The 20,647-nt window shown below is 72.3% G+C and carries 22 protein-coding genes and 1 pseudogene; 7 read left to right on the top strand and 16 right to left on the bottom strand.

All coding sequences use genetic code 11. The features are described from left to right. Positions 1–37: 37 nt before the first annotated feature. Positions 38–824, bottom strand: a pseudogene (locus ACQPYE_RS10985) (class I SAM-dependent methyltransferase). 89 nt (positions 825–913) lie between these two features. Here ACQPYE_RS10985 and ACQPYE_RS10980 point away from each other — a divergent pair. Then, positions 914–1,495: a TetR/AcrR family transcriptional regulator gene (locus tag ACQPYE_RS10980; RefSeq protein WP_498720970.1), complete on the top strand. Its 582-nt coding sequence runs from the start codon at positions 914–916 to the stop codon at positions 1,493–1,495. A gap of 183 nt (positions 1,496–1,678) precedes the next feature. Continuing rightward, positions 1,679–1,999: a helix-turn-helix domain-containing protein gene (locus ACQPYE_RS10975; protein ID WP_498720969.1), complete on the top strand. Its 321-nt coding sequence runs from the start codon at positions 1,679–1,681 to the stop codon at positions 1,997–1,999. 25 nt (positions 2,000–2,024) lie between these two features. On the opposite strand, the gene ACQPYE_RS10970 is transcribed toward ACQPYE_RS10975, so the two are convergent. From ACQPYE_RS10970 to ACQPYE_RS10960, 3 genes are read right to left on the bottom strand one after another with little or no spacing between them, the layout of a single operon-like run. Continuing rightward, positions 2,025–2,981: an LLM class flavin-dependent oxidoreductase gene (locus tag ACQPYE_RS10970; RefSeq protein WP_498720967.1), complete on the bottom strand. Its 957-nt coding sequence runs from the start codon at positions 2,979–2,981 to the stop codon at positions 2,025–2,027. Between the two features lie 9 nt (positions 2,982–2,990). Further along, positions 2,991–3,668 (bottom strand): SDR family NAD(P)-dependent oxidoreductase, encoded by a 678-nt coding sequence (locus tag ACQPYE_RS10965; RefSeq protein WP_498720966.1) that lies wholly within the window; start codon positions 3,666–3,668, stop codon positions 2,991–2,993. Next, positions 3,665–4,081 (bottom strand): VOC family protein, encoded by a 417-nt coding sequence (locus ACQPYE_RS10960; protein ID WP_498720964.1) that lies wholly within the window; start codon positions 4,079–4,081, stop codon positions 3,665–3,667. Before ACQPYE_RS10960 ends, ACQPYE_RS10965 begins: the two co-directional genes overlap by 4 nt. Positions 4,082–4,109: 28 nt before the next feature. Between ACQPYE_RS10960 and ACQPYE_RS10955 the strand changes: the two genes are divergently transcribed. Beyond that, positions 4,110–4,805: a GntR family transcriptional regulator gene (locus tag ACQPYE_RS10955; RefSeq protein WP_498720963.1), complete on the top strand. Its 696-nt coding sequence runs from the start codon at positions 4,110–4,112 to the stop codon at positions 4,803–4,805. Here the strand turns inward: ACQPYE_RS10955 and ACQPYE_RS10950 are convergent. The 6 genes from ACQPYE_RS10950 to ACQPYE_RS10925 form a co-directional block, all read right to left on the bottom strand. Next, the gene (locus ACQPYE_RS10950; protein WP_498720961.1) at positions 4,769–6,394 is read right to left on the bottom strand and encodes an alpha/beta hydrolase family protein; all 1,626 of its coding nucleotides are present in this window, start codon (positions 6,392–6,394) and stop codon (positions 4,769–4,771) included. The two genes, ACQPYE_RS10955 and ACQPYE_RS10950, sit on opposite strands and share 37 nt — an antisense overlap. Next, the gene (locus tag ACQPYE_RS10945) at positions 6,391–7,272 is read right to left on the bottom strand and encodes an ABC transporter ATP-binding protein (protein WP_498720959.1); all 882 of its coding nucleotides are present in this window, start codon (positions 7,270–7,272) and stop codon (positions 6,391–6,393) included. Before ACQPYE_RS10945 ends, ACQPYE_RS10950 begins: the two co-directional genes overlap by 4 nt. After that, complete coding sequence (locus ACQPYE_RS10940; RefSeq protein WP_498720955.1) at positions 7,269–7,661, bottom strand: GntR family transcriptional regulator; 393 nt, start codon at positions 7,659–7,661, stop codon at positions 7,269–7,271. Before ACQPYE_RS10940 ends, ACQPYE_RS10945 begins: the two co-directional genes overlap by 4 nt. A 190-nt stretch (positions 7,662–7,851) precedes the next feature. Continuing rightward, the gene (locus tag ACQPYE_RS10935; protein WP_498720953.1) at positions 7,852–9,393 is read right to left on the bottom strand and encodes a right-handed parallel beta-helix repeat-containing protein; all 1,542 of its coding nucleotides are present in this window, start codon (positions 9,391–9,393) and stop codon (positions 7,852–7,854) included. Positions 9,394–9,644: 251 nt separating this feature from the next. Further along, on the bottom strand, positions 9,645–11,099 hold the full coding sequence (locus tag ACQPYE_RS10930) for a DHA2 family efflux MFS transporter permease subunit (RefSeq protein ID WP_498720952.1): 1,455 nt from the start codon (positions 11,097–11,099) through the stop codon (positions 9,645–9,647). 162 nt (positions 11,100–11,261) lie between these two features. Beyond that, the gene (locus ACQPYE_RS10925) at positions 11,262–11,756 is read right to left on the bottom strand and encodes an FBP domain-containing protein (RefSeq protein WP_498720950.1); all 495 of its coding nucleotides are present in this window, start codon (positions 11,754–11,756) and stop codon (positions 11,262–11,264) included. A 79-nt stretch (positions 11,757–11,835) separates the two neighbouring features. Between ACQPYE_RS10925 and ACQPYE_RS10920 the strand changes: the two genes are divergently transcribed. The 4 genes from ACQPYE_RS10920 (at position 11,836) to ACQPYE_RS10905 (ending at position 16,323) form a co-directional block, all read left to right on the top strand. Continuing rightward, the gene (locus ACQPYE_RS10920) at positions 11,836–12,402 is read left to right on the top strand and encodes a TetR/AcrR family transcriptional regulator (protein ID WP_498720948.1); all 567 of its coding nucleotides are present in this window, start codon (positions 11,836–11,838) and stop codon (positions 12,400–12,402) included. A gap of 392 nt (positions 12,403–12,794) precedes the next feature. Then, positions 12,795–13,397, top strand: coding sequence for a DUF4956 domain-containing protein (locus ACQPYE_RS10915; protein WP_498720947.1), 603 nt, complete (start codon positions 12,795–12,797; stop codon positions 13,395–13,397). Next, positions 13,394–14,227: a polyphosphate polymerase domain-containing protein gene (locus ACQPYE_RS10910; RefSeq protein ID WP_498720946.1), complete on the top strand. Its 834-nt coding sequence runs from the start codon at positions 13,394–13,396 to the stop codon at positions 14,225–14,227. The genes ACQPYE_RS10915 and ACQPYE_RS10910 overlap by 4 nt, the downstream gene beginning before the upstream one ends. Beyond that, on the top strand, positions 14,218–16,323 hold the full coding sequence (locus tag ACQPYE_RS10905) for a CotH kinase family protein (RefSeq protein ID WP_498720945.1): 2,106 nt from the start codon (positions 14,218–14,220) through the stop codon (positions 16,321–16,323). Before ACQPYE_RS10910 ends, ACQPYE_RS10905 begins: the two co-directional genes overlap by 10 nt. A 263-nt stretch (positions 16,324–16,586) precedes the next feature. Here ACQPYE_RS10905 and ACQPYE_RS10900 read toward each other — a convergent pair whose 3' ends face one another. The 6 genes from ACQPYE_RS10900 to ACQPYE_RS10875 form a co-directional block, all read right to left on the bottom strand. Then, positions 16,587–17,069 (bottom strand): methylated-DNA--[protein]-cysteine S-methyltransferase, encoded by a 483-nt coding sequence (locus ACQPYE_RS10900; RefSeq protein ID WP_498722879.1) that lies wholly within the window; start codon positions 17,067–17,069, stop codon positions 16,587–16,589. 81 nt (positions 17,070–17,150) lie between these two features. Next, a complete protein-coding gene (locus tag ACQPYE_RS10895; RefSeq protein WP_498720944.1) occupies positions 17,151–17,927 on the bottom strand; it encodes a hypothetical protein in 777 nt (258 codons plus the stop codon). Beyond that, positions 17,924–18,856, bottom strand: coding sequence for an ABC transporter ATP-binding protein (locus tag ACQPYE_RS10890; protein WP_498720943.1), 933 nt, complete (start codon positions 18,854–18,856; stop codon positions 17,924–17,926). Before ACQPYE_RS10890 ends, ACQPYE_RS10895 begins: the two co-directional genes overlap by 4 nt. Then, positions 18,853–19,107, bottom strand: coding sequence for a helix-turn-helix domain-containing protein (locus tag ACQPYE_RS10885; RefSeq protein WP_498720942.1), 255 nt, complete (start codon positions 19,105–19,107; stop codon positions 18,853–18,855). The genes ACQPYE_RS10890 and ACQPYE_RS10885 overlap by 4 nt, the downstream gene beginning before the upstream one ends. After that, entirely contained in the window at positions 19,107–19,586 is a 480-nt protein-coding gene (locus ACQPYE_RS10880) for a DUF2975 domain-containing protein (RefSeq protein WP_498720941.1), read from the bottom strand. Before ACQPYE_RS10880 ends, ACQPYE_RS10885 begins: the two co-directional genes overlap by 1 nt. A gap of 71 nt (positions 19,587–19,657) precedes the next feature. After that, positions 19,658–20,587, bottom strand: a complete 930-nt coding sequence (locus tag ACQPYE_RS10875) for a CU044_2847 family protein (RefSeq protein WP_498720940.1) — start codon at positions 20,585–20,587, stop codon at positions 19,658–19,660. Positions 20,588–20,647: the final 60 nt, after the last annotated feature.

Raw genomic sequence — 20,647 nt, 5'->3', positions numbered from 1 at the left:
TGGTGGCCACCGGGAGGCGCGGCCACGTCGCGGGTCGTCACCGGCTGGTCGGGCGCCGGCCGGGCGCCGGCGCGGCCCCGGTTCGCGCGGCGGTGATCACGAGGGCCGTGTAGGCCATCGTGAAGCTGCCGCCCGCCGCGTCCACGGCCGCGCCGACGCCGGACAGCACCTCGGCCAGCTGACCGGGCGGGATCAGGGCGGTCGCGCCGGAGGTCGGCAGTTGGTCCAGCCACTCGTCCCGGGTGTAGGTCCGGGTCCAGTCGAACCGCCACTCCTCGTGGTCGCCGAACGCGCCCGCCCGCCGGATGCCGTCGATCGCCCTGGTGGTGAACACGGAGTCACCGGAGGTGGTGGGCGCGCGGGCGGGCAGGGAGTCCGGCAGCACGCGGCGGTAGACGTCGGCGAAGGAGCCGGCCAGGGCGGGTGGCGGGTGGGCGACGTTCCAGAACACGGCCAGCCGGCCGCCCGGCCGCAGCACGCGCGCCGCCTTGGCCGCGCCCGCGACCGGGTCGACCCAGTGCCAGGTCTGCCCGGACACCACGGCGTCGAACACCCGGCCGGCGGGCTCCCAGTCCTCGAACGAGGACACCTCGACGTCGAGCCCGCGCCGCCGCGCCCAGGCGGCCATCCGGGGGGTCGACCTCGACCCCGAGCACGCGGCACCCGGCCGCCTGGAACTGCCGGCCCGCGATGCCGGTGCCCGTGCCGACGTCGACCACGCCGACACCGGGACTGGCGGCGACGATCGCCTCCACCAGGGCGTCCGGGTAGGACGGTCGGGTGCGGTCGTAGCGCTCGGGGTCCGTGCCGAACGACTCGGCCATCCGGCGGGCGCGGTGGGGTTCCGACGGTATCGTGGGCATGTGCCCACTATGAGTGGGCAAGCGCCCACTCGTCAACCGAGAGGAGCACCGTGCCGACCGGTGTGGCCATCCGCGACGTGCGCGAGCAGCTGTTCGACGCCGCCGACCGCATCCTGCTGCGGGACGGTCCCAGCGCGTTGACCAGCCGTGCCGTCACCACCGAGGCGGGCTGCGCCAAGGGCGTCCTGCACCGGCACTTCGAGGACTTCGACGCCTTCCTGGCCGAGTTCGTGCTCGACCGCGTCCACCGGATGGACGGCCAGGCCGCCGCCCTGCGCGAGGCCGTGGGCTCCGGCACGGTCGCCGACAACGTCACCGACGCGCTGATCGCCCTGTTCGGGTCGGTCGCGGTGGCGATCGTCGCCCTGGTGACTTTCCGGGACGAGCTGCGCGCCCGGCTGCGGCGGGCGTGGCCGGCGGGGGTGCCGGTGCTGACGGAGGCGGTGACCATGATCGCGGCCTACCTCGCCGCCGAACGCGACCTCGGCCGCATCGCGCCGGACGCCGCGGTCGACGCCCTCGCGCCCACCCTCATCGGCACCGCGCACCTGCTGTTCGCCGACCGCGGCGCGCGGCCGGGGCGCGACGCCGTGCACAAGGCCGTGACCGGGGTCGTCGCCGGCGTGCTCTGAGGGCTCAGCGCGGCTCGACCCTGGTGGCCGTGTCGCCGAAGACGAACGGGGACGGCTCGCACTCGGCGATGAAGTCGCCGGGGAACCCGAGCCGGAACTCCACCGCCGCCTCCAACCGGCGGACCGCGTCGTCGGGCAGGGTCGGCTCCAGCGCGCCGAGGTTCGGCGATCGCCCCGACCGAGGTGGGCCTGCCGACCGGACCGCGCCGCCGCACGCCCGGTCTGCGCCGCGCGGAGCCGGCGTCGCTCGCCGGGGTGAGCGTCGAGTACCTGACCCGGTTGGAACGCGGGCGTGACCGGCACCCGTCGGCGCAGGTGGTCGGGGCGTTGGCGGACGCGTTGCGCCTGTCGTCGCACGAGCGCGTGCACCTGCACCGGCTGGTGAAGGCGGGCGGCGCGGTGTGCCCGGCGGTGGCGGACCCGCGTCCGGTGCGGGCGCTGCTCGACCGGCTGGAGCCGACGCCCCCGGGCGCTCGACCACCACGCCTCACCACGACCGCCTGAACCCGTCAGTGCGGCGCGGCCGGCTTCAGAGCACCGCGGCCAACCGCTCCGCCGCCTCCAGCGGGTCGGGGCCGATCGGGAACAGGACGGCGCTGTCCACACCGGCCGCGAACAGCTCGGCCAACCGCGCCCTGGCGTCCTCGGCCGTGCCCGTCACCGCCAGCTGCCGCACCCACTCCTCCGGCAGCCGGCGCACGAACTCCTCCCGGCTGCCCGACTCCCGCCGCAGCGCCGCGAACTCCGCCGCGAACGGCAGCGGGGCGATGTGCGGCGCCCAGTCCGGCTCGCCGATCCACTCCAGCCCCGCCCGGACCTCCTCGACCGCGACCGACGCGTCCGCGTGCACGGCGGCCACGTTGTAGCCGACGAGCCGGTGCGGCCGGCGCGCGTCGACGTGCGCCAGCGCCGCCCGCGCGTACTCCGGCGTCGTCGGCTCGGCCAGGACCGTCCCGTCCGCGACCCGCCCCGACACCGCCAGCGAACGCGGACCACGCACCCCGGCCAGCACGCGCGGCGGGGCCTCGGGCACGCACTCGGGCTCCAGCCGGACCCCGGCCAGCCGAACGTACTCACCCGGCTCGACCGACTCACCCCGCAGCAGGGCCATCACCGCGCCCAGGTACTCCTCGATCAACGTCAACGGGCTGGCGGGCCACTCCCCCACCGACCGCATCCACCCCGGCATCCCGTGCCCGATGCCGATGTCGACCCGCCCGGGGAACAGCTGGGCCAGCGTCGCCACCTCCATCGCGGCGAACGCGGCGTTGCGCGCGCCGACGGGCAGCAGGCCGATGCCGACCCGGATCCGCTCCGTCACCGCCAGCACCGCCGCCGCCTGGCCGATCCCGCCGCGGAAACCCAGGTCCTCCACCACCCACAGCTCGTCGAACCCGAGCTCGTCGGCGCGCCGCGCGAACGGCAGCACCCGCGACGGCGCGAGGTCGCGGGGCAGGATCAGGCCGACCGATCCGGAACGGCTCACCACACACTCCTAGGTCCGCAGGTACGAAGCGCCGTTGAGGTCGAGCACGGCGCCGGACGCCCACTCGGCCGCGGGCGAGGCGAGGTAGACCACCGCGGCGGCCACCTCCTCCGGCGTCGCCACCCGGCCGAACGGGCTCTGCGCCAGCACCTCGTCGGTCACCAGGTCGGCCACCCGGTCGGTGCCGACGAATCCGGGGGCCACCGACGCCACGGCGATGCCGTGCGGCGCGAGGGAAACGGCCAGCGACTGACCCATCGAGTGCAACGCCGCCTTGCTCGCGCCGTACGCGGGCATGTCCGGCTCACCGCGGAACGCGCCGCGCGAACCGACGTTGACGATCCGCCCGCGAGTGCCGCGCGAGATCATGTCCCGGGCCACGCAGTACGACATGTCGGCCGCGCCGAACACGTTCACCGCGAACGTGCGCCGCCACAACGCCTGCCACTGCTCGTACGGGAGGTCCAGCGAACCGAGCTCCACCAGGCCCGCGTTGTTCACCAGGACGTCGATGCCGTCGAGGGCGTCCGCGGCGGAGCCGACCACCCGCTCGACCGCCGCCGGGTCGGCCAGGTCCACGTCCGCGGAGGACAGCGCGACGACCTCGTCACCCAGCTCGCGGAAGGCTCGGGCGATGGCCGCGCCGATGCCGCGGCTGCCACCGGTGACCAGCACACCCCGGCTCACTTGGCGAACACCTGCGACTCGTCCTTGAACGCCTTGAACTCCAACGCGTTGCCCGCCGGGTCGCGGAAGAACATCGTCCACTGCTCGCCCGGCTCGCCCTCGAACCGCAGGTACGGCTCGATCACGAAGTCCGTGCCCGCCGCGCGCAGCCGCTCGGCCAGCTCGTGGAACCCGGGGATCGGCAGGAGCAGGCCGAAGTGCGGCACGGGCACGTCGTGGCCGTCGACCGGGTTGCGGCCGGCGTCGCCGCGCGGTCCGGGCACGACGTGCGTCACGAACTGGTGGCCGTAGAAGTTCCAGTCGACCCACGTCTCGGCCGAACGGCCCTCTTCGAGCCCGAGCACACCGCCGTAGAACTCGCGGGCTTCGGCCAGGTCGTCGACGGGCACGGCGAGGTGGAAACCGGGTCTCATGCCCCCACCTTGACCAACGACCGCGCTGATGTCAACATTCGACATCATGCAGCTGCGCAAGGCCGACCGGCGGGGCCTCGCGGACGAGGCCGCCGACCTGATCCGGGAAGCGATCTTCGCCGGCGTGTTCCCGCCCGGCTCGCCGGTGCGCGAGGTGGAACTGGCCGCGTCACTGGACGTCAGCCGCGGCTCGGTGCGCGAGGGCCTCGCCGTGCTGGAACGCGAGGGGCTGGTGCGCAGCGCCTGGCACCGCGGCACCAGGGTCATCGACCTCACCGCGCGGGACGCCGAGGAGGTCTACTCGGTCCGCGCCGCGCTGGAAGGGCTGGCCGGCCGCCGCGCGATCGGCCGGGTCGACCTGGACGCCCTCGGCGGTCTGGTCGACGCCATGGCCCGCCGGCTGGCCGCGGGCGCGCCGAGCGACGAGCTGCTCGCGCTGGACATGGAGTTCCACGACGCGATCTACCGGTCCGCCGACAACCGGCGCCTGTTCGAGGCGTGGCGCGCGGTGCGGTCGCAGGTGCACCTGTTCCAGCTCACCCGGATCCGCCTCGGCCACCACGACTACCGGGCGGTGGTCGTGGACGAGCACCGGGAGATCGTGCGCCTGCTCGACATCGGCGACGCCGCCGAGGTCACCCGCTTCGCCGAGGAGCACGTCCACTCGGCGAAGCGGGTGCTCGTCGGTCAGCTCGACGGCTCGACGACCGAGACCTCCGGGTAGCGCGCCGACGCGCGGTCCAGCAGCGGTTGCGGCTCACCGCGCAGGTGCAGGTCGAAGAACGCCCGCACGTACGCGCGGGTGATCGCCGCGCCGCGCTCGCCACCGACCTCGGTGCCGAGGTCCAGGCCCAGCTGGGGCCCCAGCACGCCGATGTCGGTGAACGACGGGTGCGCCATGCCCGCCACCACCAGCCAGCGCTTCCACCCGGTCAGCAACGGCCAGGCGTCCTGCCAGCTCTCGGCCCCCGGCGCGCCCGGGTCGTAGTTCTCCTGCCGCCCCAGCAGCATGACCGGCTGCGACATCCCCGGTTCGGGCACCGGCGTGCCGAGGACACCGTCCACGTCGATCGCGGCGCGGATGCGGGAGTCGGCCCGCGCTGCTTCCAAGCTGCTCGCCCCGCCCACGGAGTGGCCGCCCATCGCGATCCGCGAGGCGTCGACCAGGTTCGCGCCGCGGTGGTGGCGCAGCGGCCCGGTGAGCTGGTCCAGCACGAAGGACACGTCCCGCGCGCGGCCCGCGCCGAGCGCGAGCCAGAACGGGGGGTCGTGGAGGACCTCGCAGGAGGCGCACGGCGCGACCCGCCCGTCCGGGAACGTGGTGGCGACGTTCTCGTGGGTGTGGTCGACCACCGCGACGACGTAGCCGTGACTGGCCAGGTCTTCCGCCGGCGAGGACAGGGTGGCGCGGGGCCGCAGGTAGCCCGGCGACAGCACGACCAGGGGCAGGCCGTGCCGCCGCCCGACCGGTCGGGCGTCCACCGCGGCGTTGGTCCGCACCGTGCTCAACGCGTCGGGCGGCACGGTGGTGATGCCGCCTTCCGCCAGCACCGCCCGCGACTCGGCCGGTGTCATGTACTGCTTCTTCGGACCGTGCGCCGACGCCGCCGGGTAGAAGAGGGAGACCATCAGCTCCCGGTTCGTCGTGGGCACCCACGGGTCCGGGCGCGAGGGGTCGACGAGGTGCAGCGAGGTCGTGCCCACCGCGTGCCGGCCGGTCGGCGCGGGCAGGCGCGGCGTCGCGTCGGGATGCTCGGGCTCCGCCGCCGACGCGGGCGTGGCGGACAGGACGAGGGTCACGGCCATGGCCGTCACGGTGCGGCGCAGCAGGATCGCGACCGCGACCCCGAGGACGAACGCGAACGCGGCGTAGCCGATCGGCGTGATCCCCCGTGCGGCGAACACCACCGGCACGATGCGCGACTTGAAGGTGCGGTCGAGGCCCGCCGTGGCGTCGACGGGTTCGGCCCACCAGGTGACGGCCAGGCTGAGCAGCGCGACCGCGACCGCGGCGGCCGGCGCGCCCACGCCGAGCTTGACCGCGAGCCACCGGGTGCGGGTGACGCTCTGGTTCCACACCAGGTTGTGCGTGCCGGCCTCCAGCTCGCGGGTGATCATCGGCACGCCCCAGAACACGCCGAGGGCGGCCGGCAGCGCGTAGACCGCGAGCAGGCTGCCGTCGTACCAGGGCTCCAGGTCGCCGCGACCGCCGCGGTCGGGGCGCGTGATCACGAGCGCCACGCCGACCAGCGCGAGCCCCGCGCACACCGACACCACCGGGAAGCGCAGCTGCCGCCACGTCAGCCACGTCATCGGACGACCCCCAGGTTCGGGCGTTCGACGCCGGGGTTGCCCAGGTAGGCCAGGATCAGGTCCTCCAGGTCGAGTTCGCCGACGTCCCAGGCGGGGTCGAGGATCGGCGCCTCCGTCCGCACCAGCACGGTGGTCTGGCGGTCGGTGTGGCGCGCCGAGACGACCCGCTGGTCCGCCGGCAGGGTGTCGACGTCCCGACGCGGCCCGGTCAGCCTGCGGTGCGTGGCGAGGAGCTCGTCGACGTCGCCGGTGAGCCGGACCCGGGAGTCCACCAGCACGACGAGGTGGTCGCAGACGCGTTCCAGGTCGGCGACCAGGTGCGAGGACAGCACCACGCTGAGCCCGTGCTCGGCCACCGCCGCCATGAGGTCCTGGAGGAACTCCCGCCGCGCCAACGGGTCCAGCGAGGCGACCGGTTCGTCCAGCAGCAGCAGTTCGGGCCGTTTCGCGATGCCGAGGGTGAGCGCGAGCTGGGCGCGGTGGCCGCCGGACAGCTTGCCCGCGGCCAGCGCGGGGTCGAGCCCGAGCCCGGCGACCCGGTCCCGCGCCAGCGCGTCGTCCCAGCCGGGGTTGAGGCGCGCGCCGAGGCGCAGGTGCTCCTCGACGGTCAGGTTCGCGTAGACCGGGGCGTTCTGCGCGACGAAGCCGACTTTCGCCAGCTGCGCCGGACCGCTGCCCGGCACGCCGCCGCACACCTCGATCGTGCCGCTCGACGGTGCGAGCATCCCCGCCGCGAGGCCGAGCAACGTGGACTTGCCCGCGCCGTTCGGGCCGACCAGCCCGGTCACGTGCCCGGCGGGCACCTCCAGCGTGCACCCGGTCAACGCCCAGCGCCGCTGGTACCTCTTGCCCAAACCCCGGGCGCGCAGGACGGTCACGCCGTGTCCTCCTCGGCGGCGGCGCGGGACGTGGTGAGGAACAACGCCTCGACGCCCTCCTCGTCCAGGCCGGCGCGGCGGGCCTTGGCGAGCCAGCGCCGCAGGTCCTGGCGCAGCGGCGCGAGCGCGGCGAGCGAGGTGCCGGACAGCGTGCCCGTCACGAACGTGCCCACCCCGGGACGGGCGGCGACCAGGCCGTCGTGCTCCAGTTCGCGGTAGGCCTTGAGCACCGTGTTCGGGTTGATCGCGAGGTCCGCCACCACGTCCTTCACCTTCGGCAGCTGATCGCCTTGGCGCAGCAGGCCGAGCCGCAACGCGTGCCGCACCTGTCGGACCAGTTGCTGGTACGGCGACAGGCCCGACCTGCCGTCCAGGTGGAACTCGATCACGACTACCTCCATTTATCTAGCTACCTAGCACTATAGGCACATGGAGGGACGGCGTCGAGCAGGCGGCCGGTCGGCGGATCGCCGGCAGTCGCTTCGCCGGTGAGGCGCGGGGTGACGGCGCACGGCGGGGCCGGGCGTCGTGCCCGGCCCCGCCGCGGTGCTGGTGCTGGTGCTGGTGCTGGTGCTGGTGCTAGAAACGCGCTCCCACGTCGGCGCCGTTGCTCGGACGCAGGAAGGTGGAGGACGGGATCGAGCCGTCGGCGGTGCGCGGACCCGTGATGGCGCCCGGGTTCGTGCTCGCGAACGACCACGAGCCGCCGAGGTCCCACGAGTTGCCGCTGCCGCCGGAGTTCGAACCGAGCGAGGCGTTCGTGCCGTTGGCCACCGCCAGGTTCTTGGTCAGCGTGCTCGTCGAGCGGTCGAACTGGAACCCGGTCTTCGGGTTGTCCCACGCGGTGCTGCGCTCGATCCGGTGCCGGCCGGGGTTGTTGTTGTCCACGAAGCCGCCGGCCGCGTTGTCCCACGCCATCGTGTTGCGCGCGGTGTGGTCGGCGGCGACGCCGTTGCCGCCCAGCTTGAACCCGTTGCCGTCACCGGTGAAGTCGGGCAGGTTCCAGCGGTTGAAGCCGTTGCCCCAGGCCAGGCTGTTCTCCAGCAGGATGGGCGAGGAGAACATCCAGTAGTCCAGGCCGTCGTCGGAGTTGTTCCAGAGCCGCGCGCCGCGCACGACGTTGCCGGTGCCGGAGCCCTCCTTGATGGCCAGGCCGTCGGCGCTCTCGCCGTTCTTGCGCGGGTCGCGGTTGCCGTACGCGTCCAGGTTGACGACCTGGTTGTTGCTCGACGCACCCTGGAGGTGCAGGCCGGACTCGTAGTTGTCGCGCGTGACGAGCCGGTCGAAGACGGTGTTGTTGACGTCGAGGCCGAACACGCCGTAGGGCCCGTGGACGATCTCCAGGCCGATCAGCCGCCAGTGGTCGCCTTCGACGTGGACGGCGCCGCGTTCGGCGCGCGGGATGCTGGAGCCGACCGCGCCCGGCGTGTGCGGCATGTTCTCGCCGTCGATGACCACGTGCTCGCCGTTGTAGTTGCGCAGCGTGATCGGTTCGCTCGCGGTGCCGTTCTTGAGCAGTTGGATGTTGGTGCTCGGCGCGTACGTGCCGCCGCGCACGTGGATCGTGTCGCCGGGCTGGGCCAGGTCGACACCGCGCTGGATGGTGCGCAGGGGCGCGGCGAGCGTGCCGGGGTTGCCGTCGTCGCCGTCGGTCGCCACGTGCAGCGCGTCGGCGGGCGGCGGCGTGCCGTCCTGGGTGAAGTCCAGGTAGTCGACGTTCGGCAGGCCGGCCGAGGTGGTGGGGCTGAGCCGGATCGTGGCGGAGCCCGCCGGCACCGTCACGGACAGGGTCTTCGAGACCCAGGTCGACCACGCGCCGGTCGCCTCGAACGAGACCGACTGCGCGGTGGAGCCGTTGACCACGAGGTCGGCGGTGCGGGCGGCGGCGCCGCCGTTGGCGAACCGGACCAGGACGGTCGCGGTGCCCGCGGCCGGCGCGGTGACGGTGAACTGCGCGTGGGCGCCGACGGCGTTGGCCGCGTTGCAGAAGCCCGTGCCCGAGTAGCCCGACCAGTTGCTCTCGACGGCGCCCGTGCACACCGCCGGCGCGGACTCGGCCTCGTGGTGCGTGGTTGCCGCGGTCGCCGTGGCGCCCGGTAATCCGAGGGTCGCGACTGCCACCACCGCAGTGGCGACGACAAAGGGTTTCAACCTCATTGTTTCTCCCTTGGTGTGACGCGGAGCGGCCCGAGTTCACGCTTCTGAACTGCGCAAACTCATTCTGGGAGCGTTCCCAGGCACGTTAACGCACACCTTTGGAAGCACGCAATGTTTTCGTCCGGGCGAATCTGCGGATTCACAATTATGAACAAATCGCCACAAACACCCGGGTCGGGTGCGGGGGCGAATGCCGCCCCCGCACCCGCCGTTCGCTAGTGGTGCGGCGCGTCTTCGGCCTTGCCCGCCTTGACCATGAACGAACCGGCCACCGCGACCAGCGACAGGATCGCCGCCAGCAGGATCGCGGAGTGCATGCCGCCCATCTCCGCGCCGACGCGCGCCTCACCGGCCGTGGCCAGCTCGGCGGCACGCGCGCTCATCACGCTGACCAACAACGCCACCCCCGCCGCGGCGGCGAGCTGCTGGGTCGTGCTGAAGATCGCGCTGCCGTGCGAGTAGAGCCGGGAGGGCAGGGCGCCGAGGCCGGAGGAGAACAGCGGCGTGAACGAGAACGCCAGGCCCAGGCTCAGCACGAGGTGGAACACCAGCACGAGCGGCGTGGGCGTGCCCTCGTCGAACGTCGTGGCGAACCACAGCGAGCCGCTCGTGGCGATCGTGCCGACGATGAGCAGGACGCGCGGCCCCACCCGGTCGTAGAGGCGGCCGACGAACGGCGACAGCAGCCCCATCAGCAGACCGCCCGGCAGCAGCAGCAGGCCGGTGGCGAGCGGGTCGAGCCCCAGCACGTTCTGGGTGTAGATCGGCAGGATGGTGACGACGCCGAGCAGCAGGCCCATCATCACCATCATCAGGGCGCTGGCCAGCGTGAACGTGCGGAAGGCGAACGTCCGCAAGTCCAGCAGGGCCCGCTCGGAGCGTTGCAGCTGCACCTGGCGCAGCACGAACGCCGTGATGCCCAGCACACCCGCCGCGAGCGACACCCACAGCGTGGCGGACGACCCGCTGCCGCTGTGCCCGATGCTCGACAGCCCGTAGACCAGGCCGCCGAAGCCGACCACCGACAGCACGACCGACAGCACGTCCATCGGCGCGTCGCTCGTCTCGCCGATGCGCGACACCCAGCGCAGGCCGAGCACGAGGGTGGCCACCGAGATCGGCAGCACGACCCAGAACATGGCGCGCCAGCTGAACATGTCCAGCACCACACCGGACACCGTCGGCCCGATGGCGGGCGCGACGGAGATGACGATGGAGATGTTGCCCATCACCGCGCCGCGACGCGCGGGCGGCACGAGCGTCATGACGGTCGTCATGAGCAGCGGCAGCATGATCGCCGTGCCGCAGGCCTGCACGACGCGGGCCGCGAGGAGGACTTCGAAGCCGGGCGCCAGCGCGGCGAGCAACGTGCCCGCGCTGAACAGGCCCATCGCCACGCCGTAGAGCACGCGGGTCGTCACGCGTTGGATGAGGTAGCCGGTGATCGGGATGACCACCGACATGGTCAGCAGGAAGCCGGCGGTGAGCCACTGGCCCACGGCGGCGGTCACGTCGAGTTCGGTGAGCAGCACGGGCAGTGCGACGCCCATGATGGTCTCGTTCAGGATGACCACGAACGTGGCCACGAGCAGCACGCCGATCACGGCGCGGTCGGCGCGGGTGAGCGCGGGCGGCGACGTCACGGCGTCGGACACACCTGCGGAAGTCATGCGTGGGTCCCCCAGAGGAAAAGAAGGGCGCGACGAAGAGGCGACGGCGCCCCGAACTCCTCAACCCTACCTCCGGAGTTCCCGACACCACCTCGCTTTTTCCCGTCGGCGAACTCGGTCACAGTCCTCGGCGAACTCGGTCACAGTCCACACAGGCGGCACTCAGCCGGTCACCCGCGCGAGGAAGGCGGCGAGCTTGGCCGCGGTCCGGTCGGCTTTTTCGGTCACCGTGAGCGACTCGTGCAGGCGCGCGCCGGGACCGGCGTCCTTCTTGCCGCGCAGGTAGAGCGAGCAGGCCAGGTCGGCGCACAGGTAGACGCCCACGGAGTTGCCCTGCTGGCCCTCGCGCCCCGCCTTGCGCGCCGTCATCAGGGAGACACCGCCGCCGGGGTGCGTGGTCAGGCACAGCGAGCACATGGTGCGGCGTGGCTGACCGGCGTGCGGTGCGGCCAGGCGCAGCGCCACGCCCACCAGGCCGTCGCCGGTCGCGGTGACCAGGTAGGCGCGCTGCGGTGACGCCGGGTCGCGCCAGCCCAGGAAGTCCAGGTCGTCCCACGGGCGGGCGGACAGGTCACCCGGCACGGAGAGGCGTTTCGCCTCGCCCTTGGTGCAGTTGACGAAGGACGCGCGGATCTCGCGCTCGGTCACGGGTTCCATGCCTCCAAGCTACGTCAGCTAGTCACCAAGGACAAACATATAAGTGATAGCCTAGGACTCCTAGGTTCGAGGAGGCGTCATGGCACGCGCGGGGCTGACCGTCGAACGACTGGTCCGAGCGGCGGCGGAGCTGGCGGACGAGGTCGGGTTCGACAACCTGACCGTCTCGGCGCTCGCCCGCCGGTTCGGCGTCAAGGACGCGAGCCTGTACTCCCACCTGAAGAACGCGCAGGACCTGCGGGAACGGGTGGCCGTGCTGGCGTTGGCGGAGCTCGCCGACCGCGCCGCCTCCGCCCTGGCCGGACGCGCGGGCAAGGACGCCCTGGTCGCCTTCGCCAACGCCTACCGCGACTACGCCAGGGAGCACCCCGGCCGCTACGCCGCCATGCGGGTCGACCTGACCCCGGAGATCGCGGCCACCAGCCGGGCGGACCGGCACTCCGAGATGACCCGCGCGATCCTGCGCGGCTACCACCTGCCCGAGCCGGCCGAGACCGACGCGGTGCGCCTGCTGCACAGCACGTTCCACGGCTACACGACCCTCGAAGCGGCGGGCGGGTTCGGCCACCACCCGCGCGACACCGAGGCGTCCTGGGCGAAGACCCTCGACGTGCTCCACGTCGCCCTCGGCAACTGGCCGTCCTGACCCCTCCCGGCCGACCGGCACACGTCTGCTCCACGCACCCGCGTGGAGCAGACGTCGACCATGACTTGTGCTCCAGCAGGGGAACTGAAGTCGAAAGTTTCGACACCCGCTGACATGGGCCGATGACAGTCCGTACTACATCGTCCCTCTGCCAAAAGGCCGCCGCGACCGCGTCCAAATGGGCTCTACCAGCGGAGTATCCACCTTTTGATACGCGCCGGTACACCGGCAGTTCATTGACGCGACACCATGGTGCCCCCTATCGTTTCGAACGAGATCCCGAAAGTTTACTTGAATATTCGAAAGTTTCGGCGACCGTCCTGCAGACCCCCGCCAAGAAGCGGGCGGTGCCCAGCCGACCTCGGCATGCGGCTGTAGGAGGAACGAACGAGATGTCCCAACTCGTCCTGTTCGCGATCGACATCTGCGCGGTGGTGCTGCTCGTCTTCGGGCTCTACTTCCCGCGACACCGCCGCCGCGACCTGGTCGTCGCCTACCTGGGTGTCAACGTCGGCGTCCTCGCCGTCGCGAGCGCGCTGAGCACCAGCAACACCGGTGCGGGCATCGGGCTCGGCATGGCGCTGTTCGGGGTGCTGTCGATCATCCGGCTGCGCTCGACGGAACTCGACCAGCACGAGGTGGCGTACTACTTCTCCGCCCTGGCCCTCGGCCTGCTCGGCGCGTTGAGCACGACCTCGATGTGGCTCAACGGCGGCCTCATGGGGCTCATCGTCGTGGTGATGTTCCTCGGCGACAACCGGAGGCTGTTCCGCCACTACCGGCACCAGGTCCTGGTCCTGGACTCGGCCATCGCCGACCACGTCGCACTCGTCGCGCACCTGGAGCAACTGCTCAACGCCAGGGTGCACTCCGTCACCGTGCAGCGGCTGGACCTGGTGAACGAGACCACGATCGTCGACGTCCGGTACGCGCTGACCGAGCACGCCCTGGCCAAGGCGCCCACCGCGACCGCACACCAGGGAGCGCGCCGATGACCACGACGGCCTTCGTGCCCGCCCTCGCGCGGATGAGCCCGGTCGGGCTGGCCGAGCTGATCGAGCGGGCCGCGCTGCAGACCAGGGTCGACCGCAAGTACGTCGTGCCGGCCGAAGCGCTGCCACCCCTGCTGGAACAGCTCGTGCCGCACGCACGGGTGCTCGACATCGGCGGTGAGCGGACGTTCCGCTACGAGTCGGTCTACTTCGACACGCCGCGGCTGGACAGCTACCACTCCGCGGCCTACCGCAGGCGCCGCCGGTTCAAGGTGCGCACCCGCACCTACCTCGACTCCGCCGAGTGCTGGCTGGAGGTCAAGATCAGCGGCGCCCGGGGCAGCATCACCAAGCACCGGCTGCCCTACCACCAGGGCGACCGCGACACCGTCCACCCGGGACGCGACTTCGTCGACGAGGCGCTCGCCCGGGAGTCGATCGCGCCCGGCGCCGACGGCTCGCTCGACCCGGTCCTGGTCACGGGCTACCAGCGCACCACGTTGCTGCTGCCCGACTCCGCGAGCCGGGTCACCATCGACACCGCGCTGTCCTGGCGGCACGACGACGCCGCGCTGAGGTTGTCCGGCTGGGCCGTGATCGAGACCAAGACCGCGTCGGCCGCGTCGCCGGTCGACCGGATGCTGTGGCAGCGAGGGGTGCGGCCCGCCCGGATCTCCAAGTACGCCACCGGTCTGGCCGCGCTCCGCCTCGACCTGCCCGACGCGCCCTGGCGGCGGACGTTGCGCCGCCACTTCCACGGCGCCACGTCGTCGGCCGGCGCGGCGCCCACCATCTCGTCCCACCGACCCGAACAGGAGGCATCGTGCGTTTGACCCCCCGCAGCAACGGCGCCGCGGCAACCCACAAGGCCCACGGCCTGGCGGTCGCCGCCGTGCTCCTCACCGGCCTGCTCATCCCGTTGTCGGCCGGCGCCGAACCCGCCTCCCCCGCCGCGTCCACCGGTGGCACGGCCGCCGCCGACGCCATCGCCGCGGCGGCGGCCGACGACCTGGTCGGCGACATCACGTTCTCCGTGCCGAGCGGCACGTTCCAGGGACAGGTGTCGGTGACGCTGGGCACCGCGATCGCCGGCGCCCAGATCCGCTACACCACCAACGGCCAGCTGCCCACCGCGCAGTCGACGCCCTACCAGGGCTCACCGGTGCAGCTCACCCGGACCACCCAGCTGCGCGCGCAGGCGTTCGTCGCCAACGCCGCGTCCGGCCGTCCCGGCACGGCGATGTACGTCGCCCGCGAGGCCACCACCACGGCGCACGACCTGCCCGTGGTCGCGATCGACTCCTACGGCGCGGGCAAGCCGCAGCGCGAGTACTTCGACGGCGCCACCATGATCTTCGAACCGCAGGCGGGCGGCACGACGTCGTTGGCCGCGACCCCGGCGGTCGCCACGCGCGGCGGGTTCAAGCTGCGCGGGCAGTCGTCGGCCTCGTTCGAGAAGACGCCGTACCGGCTGGAGTTCTGGGACAACGCGGGCGACGACGCCGACTACCCGGTGCTCGGCATGCCCGCCGACTCCGACTGGGTGCTGCGCGGGCCGTTCACCGACAAGTCCCTGATCCGCGAGGCGTTCGTCTACGACCTCGGCCGCGAGATGGGGCTCAAGGCGCCGCGGTACAAGTTCGTCGAGTTCTACCTCAACACCGACGCCACCCCCGTGGGCGCCGGTGACTACATGGGCGTCTACATGATGGTCGAGACCATCAAGAACTCGAAGAACCGGTTGGACCTCAAGGGTCTGGACGAGGACGACACCACCCTGCCCAAGATCCAGGGCGGGTACATCTTCAAGTTCGAGTGGATGGCGGCCGAGGAGCCCACGCTGGCGTGCACCGGGCCGGCGAACACCTGCTGGAACTACCTCGAGGTGGTCGACCCCGACCCGTTGAACGCCCAGCAGCGGGACTGGTTGCGCGGTCACGTCCAGGAGTTCCACAACGTGCTCCGGGCGCCGAACTTCGCCGACCCGGTCACCGGGTACCAGAAGTACATCGACGTGCCGTCGTTCATCGACCACATGATCGTCAACGAGCTCAGCCGCGGCATGGACGCCTACCTCCGCAGCGCCCACTTCTACAAGGACCGGGAGGGCAAGATCGTCGCCGGGCCGCTGTGGGACTTCGACCTCACGTTCGGCGTCGGCGGTTTCTTCCAGAACGACCAGGTCGCCGGCTGGCAGCACCTCCAGACCCGGCAGCCGAGCGCCAACGACTGGCACGCGCAGCTGCTGCGCGACCCGGCGTTCGTGAACCAGGTCAAGTCGCGCTGGCAGGCGTTGCGGCGCGGCCCGCTCTCCGACTCCTCGCTGGCGAGCCGGGTCGACGCCCTGTCCCGGCCGCTGACCAACGGCGCGCAGCGCAACTTCCAGCGCTGGCCGAACCTCAGCTCGCCGACCGTCGGCTTCTTCCGCACCCCGACCGCGCCCACGTGGCAGGGACAGGTGCAGGCGATGCGGGACTGGATGCAGCGCCGCGTCACGTGGCTGGACTCGACGCAGGGCTGGGGCGGTCCGACCACTCCGACGTCGACCACGACGCCGACCTCCACGACCACGACCACGGGCACCACCACTACGACGACCACCACGACCACGACCACTCAACCCGGTGGTGCGCGGTGTTCGGCGACGTACACGGTGGTCAACCAGTGGCAGGGCGGGTTCCAGGGCGAGGTCCGCGTCACCGCGGGCACGTCGCCGATCAGCAACTGGACCGTGTCGTGGACCTACGCCGGCGGCGAGACCGTCAGCCAGTCGTGGAACGCCGCGGTGACCAGCCAGGGCTCGACGATCACCGCCCGCAACGCCGCGCACAACGGCTCGGTCGGCGCGGGGGCCGGCACCACGTTCGGGTTCCTCGGGTCCTCCGGCGGGGCGCCGAGCACACCGGTGCTCACCTGCGCCGCCAGCTGACGTTCCGGCGGACCCGCGTGCCCGGCACCACCCGGTGTCGGGCACGCGTGCGTGAGCGGACAACTTCGGCGTGACGATCCAGGCGAACGGCAACTGGACCTGGCCCTCGGTCTCCTGCTCCACCGGTTGATCGTCCGCTGACGGGACCACCCGCTGGATCGTCGACCACGCCATCCGCTGCTCGTCGTAGGGGACGTGGAATGAGATCCGCACGCGCGGATGTCGGTCGAGCGGTGCTCGCGACCGTGGCGGAACAGCCACCCTCACCAGGAGTGGTCGCCGCGTTCGAAGGCCAGCAGCACGCGCTTGCGCTCGACGCCGCCGCCGTAGCCGGTCAGGGCGCCGGTCGAGCCGACGACCCGGTGGCACGGCACGATGACGCTGATGGGGTTCTTGCCGTTGGCCAGCCCGACCGCGCGGGACGCGGTGGGCCGGCCGATGCGGGCGGCCAGCTCGCCGTAGGACACCGTTTCCCCGTGCGGGATCTCCTTGAGCGCGTCCCACACGGTCCGCTGGAACGGGGTGCCCGCCGGCGACAGCGGCAGGTCGAACACCGTCCGCTCGCCCGCGAAGTACTCCGCCAGCTGGGCGACCACCTCGCCGAACGGCGACGCGTCGCGCTCGCCGAAGGTCTCCAGCGCGGGACGGTGGCGGTGCTCCGGCAGGTAGAGGCCCGCGAGCACCCCGTCCCGCGCCACCAGCGTGAGCTCGCCGACCGGGCTGTCGACCACCGCGTGCACGGCCACCGCGTCCGCCCCGGTCTTGTTGCCCTGCATGGAGAAGACGCCTCCCGACGGTGTGGAACGACGCATCGTAGCAGCGCGGGGTCAGCGGTTGGCGTCGTCCCGGGACAGGCGCAGCCGGCCGAGCAGCAGCGCACCCGCGGCCCAGCAGAGCATGGTGACCACCGAGGACGTCCGCGTCATCCCGGGCACCTCCCCGATCAGCAGGAACGCCGCGCCCGAACCGGGCAGCAGGTCGGCGAGCGCGGACATCCACTCGTAGCCGAAGTTCGGCAGCATCAGCGGCAGGACGAGCATCAGCAGGAACACCGTGACCAGGGTGCCCGCGGTGTTGCGGAGCAGGAAGCCGAGGCCCAGCGCGAACGCCGACCCGGCCGCGAAGACGAACGCCACGTCGGGCAGCACGTCCCAGCCGCCGGCCAGGGTGAGCAGCGGCCGTGCCGCGATGAAGGACGCGAGGGTCGCGGCGGACGCCAGCAGCACACCGGCGGCCGTGGCCGCGCCCACCGCCACGGTCGCCCGGGACAGGAAGAGGACCGCGCGCCGAGGTGTCCACTGCAGGCTCGGCACGATCCCGCCGGTCGCGTAGTCGGACGTCACGGCGGTGAGGGCGAGGGCGAGCAGCGCGAACTGGCCCGGCAGACCGGTGACGGCCGCCGCCGCCCAGGCCGACCCGCCCTGCGGCGGATCGGGGTTCGCGGCGGCTTCCAGTCCCGCGATGGTGGCGATGCCCACCATCGTCACGGCCGCCGCCGCCAGGAACCACCACGTCGCCTTCACCGTCCACAGTCGCGTCCACTCGGCGGCGCACGCGCGCGCGAACACCCGACCGACGCGGACCTCTCGCGCCACTGCCGTCACCTTGCCTCCTCCGCCGTGCGCACGGGCTCACGGCCGTGGTACTCGACGCTGCTGTCGGTCAGTTCCAGGTAGGCGTCCTCAAGCGACTGGCGCACCTCGGACAGGTGGTGCAGCGGGACGTCCAGCGAGTGGGCGAGCCCGCCGACCTCCTCGGCGGTGCCGCCGTCGACCAGCAGCTCCCGCGCGTCGACCCGCCGCGCGTCGAACCCGTGCTCGCGCAGCTCCGCGAGCAGGCGGTCCGGTTCCGGGCTCAGCACGCGCACCCGGACGTGGCCGAGCCCGTTGAGGATCTCCTCCGTCGTGGCGTCGGCGATGAGCCGTCCCCGGCCGATGACGACCAGCCGGTCGGCGATCTGCTCCATCTCGCCGAGCAGGTGGCTGGAGATCAGCACGGTGCGGCCCTCGTCGGCGAGTTGGCGCAGCAGGCCGCGGATCCACCGGACGCCGTCGAGGTCGAGCCCGTTGATCGGCTCGTCGAACATCAGCACGCCGGGGTCGCCGATCAACGCCGTCGCGATGCCCAGCCGTTGCCGCATCCCGAGCGAGTAGCCCTTGATCCGGCGACGTGCCGCGCGGCCGAGCCCCACCCGCTCGATCACCTCCTCCACCCGACGGCTCGGGAGGCCGTTCGACCGGGCGGCCACGCGCAGGTGGGCGCGCCCGGTGCGGCCGGGGTGCGCCGCGCCGGGGTCGAGCAGCGCGCCGACCTCCCGGAGCGGTTCGGCGAACGTCGCGTACGGCCGTCCGTTCACCAGCGCCGTGCCCGAGGTCGGCCGGTCGAGGCCGAGCACGACCCGCATCGTGGTGGACTTGCCGGCGCCGTTCGGGCCGAGGAACCCGGTCACCTTGCCGGGCTCGACGGTGAAGCTCAGGTCGTCCACGGCGAGCACGTCGCCGTAACGCCTGGTCAGTCCGCGCACCTCGATCACCGGTCGTCCTCGTCCCCGGCCCCCGCGACGAGGACGCCGTCCTCGTCGTCGTCCACCCATTCGAGCAGGTCGCCCGGCTGGCACTCCAGCACCCGGCACATGGCCTCCAGCGTGCTGAACCGCACCGCCTTCGCCCGGCCGTTCTTCAGCACCGCCACGTTCGACGGCGTGAGCCCGATCCGCTCGGCGAACTCGCCGACGCTCATCTTGCGCTTGGCCAACTCGACGTCGATGCGCACGATGATCGCCATCAGATGACCTGCTCCATGTCGGACCGCAACGTGGTGGCCTGCCGCAGCAACGCGCGCATCACCACCACCAACAGCCCCACCACGGTGATGCCGACGGACATCAGGAACAGCACGAGGGGCACGCCGGGGTCGTCCGCGTTGAAGCCGACGTAGAGGAAGAAGCACTGGAACACGACCCACGCGGCGCCGATGGCCCACACGATCGCGTCCACCCACTTCAACGACGCCTCGCTGAAGATGCGGTCCTTCTCGACCAGGGTGAGCAGCTTCCAGATCGACACGACGACGACCTGGACGCACAGCACCCAGAACACCGACACGGCGGTCAGCGGCCACCTCAGGTGGGCGAGGTCCGGCGACTGCTCGGCCATGTGGCGGAACTGCCCGGGCAGCGACATGACCTGGAACAGCACCAGCACGCCGAACATCAGCACGAGGAACACCCGGAGCGCGACAACCGCTCGATGCGTTGTAACCATGCATCGAGTCTCACGCACTACCTATCGAATGTCAATCGGCACCTATCGTTCTACGTTGAGTCACCCTCTCGTCACGGTTGGTCGGGCGACGAGCCGGCGACCTCCTCCTCGCGCTCGGCCGCCAAGTCGCGCGTCCACGTGAGCTTGATCTTCAGGTGGCCCTCCACCCCGGTCTTCGCGATCACCGCGCCGGCCTGCGCGGTGAGCTTCACGCCGAACTCGACCTGCACCTCGTCCGGCCGCACGTCCATCTCGCGGAAGTTCGCCAACGCGGTCGACGCGGCGTTGCGGACGTGCCGCAGCGCGCCGTCCAGCGAGGTCGCGGCGGACCGGATCACGTCGCCGCGGCGCGAGACCGGCGAGATCTCCGGCCCGTCGGACTCCACCTCGACCAGCACCGCGTCGTCGTCGGGCAGGGAAAGCTGATCAGCTCGGGCACACGTCCCCCTGGTAGGCGTCCTGCGGCACCAGCGCCTGGACCGCGTCGTCGGTGTTCGGATCGGCGAGCAACCCGCACAGCCGGTCCATGATCTCGCCGGTGGACCGTCGCTCCGACCCGGCTCCCCCACCAGCCTGCCCAGCGGCGGCGGGCGGTCCGGGCGCGGCAGGACCAACCCGACCGCACTGGTGCTGATCAGGGCGAGGGGGCCGGTGCCGAGGTCCGCCAGCGCGACCAGGTTCGACCAGCTCCGGTCGTACGACACCGTGCCCCGCTTCTCCCCCGTCGGCAACGCCCAGGTGGACAGGTGGTCCCGGTGCCGGCCGGCCGGCTTGCCGATGTCGGTGACGGAGTGGTCGAAGTCCTCCGACCAGTGGATCAGCAGGGTCGAGCCCGCGCCGTCGAGCCCGACCCGGCCCAGTCCCTCTTCCCGCGACAGGCCGCCCACCCGCGCGGTGACGGCACGGGGACGCGCGTCCCAGACGACGACCTCGCGACCGGCGTCCGGAGTGGGCGCCAGGTGTTCCAGTCCAGGCTGACGGCCGTGGTCACGGCCGGTCAAGGCTACCCAACACCGCCTCGGGGCACGGTGGAACGGGCTAGCCTGGCCTGACGGCAGCAC

Source organism: Actinosynnema sp. CA-299493, from assembly GCF_050946825.1.
Taxonomy (GTDB): Bacteria; Actinomycetota; Actinomycetes; order Mycobacteriales; family Pseudonocardiaceae; genus Actinosynnema.
The sequence above is the reverse complement of the archived record's forward strand: the minus strand, read 5'-3'. Positions and strand labels throughout refer to the sequence as shown.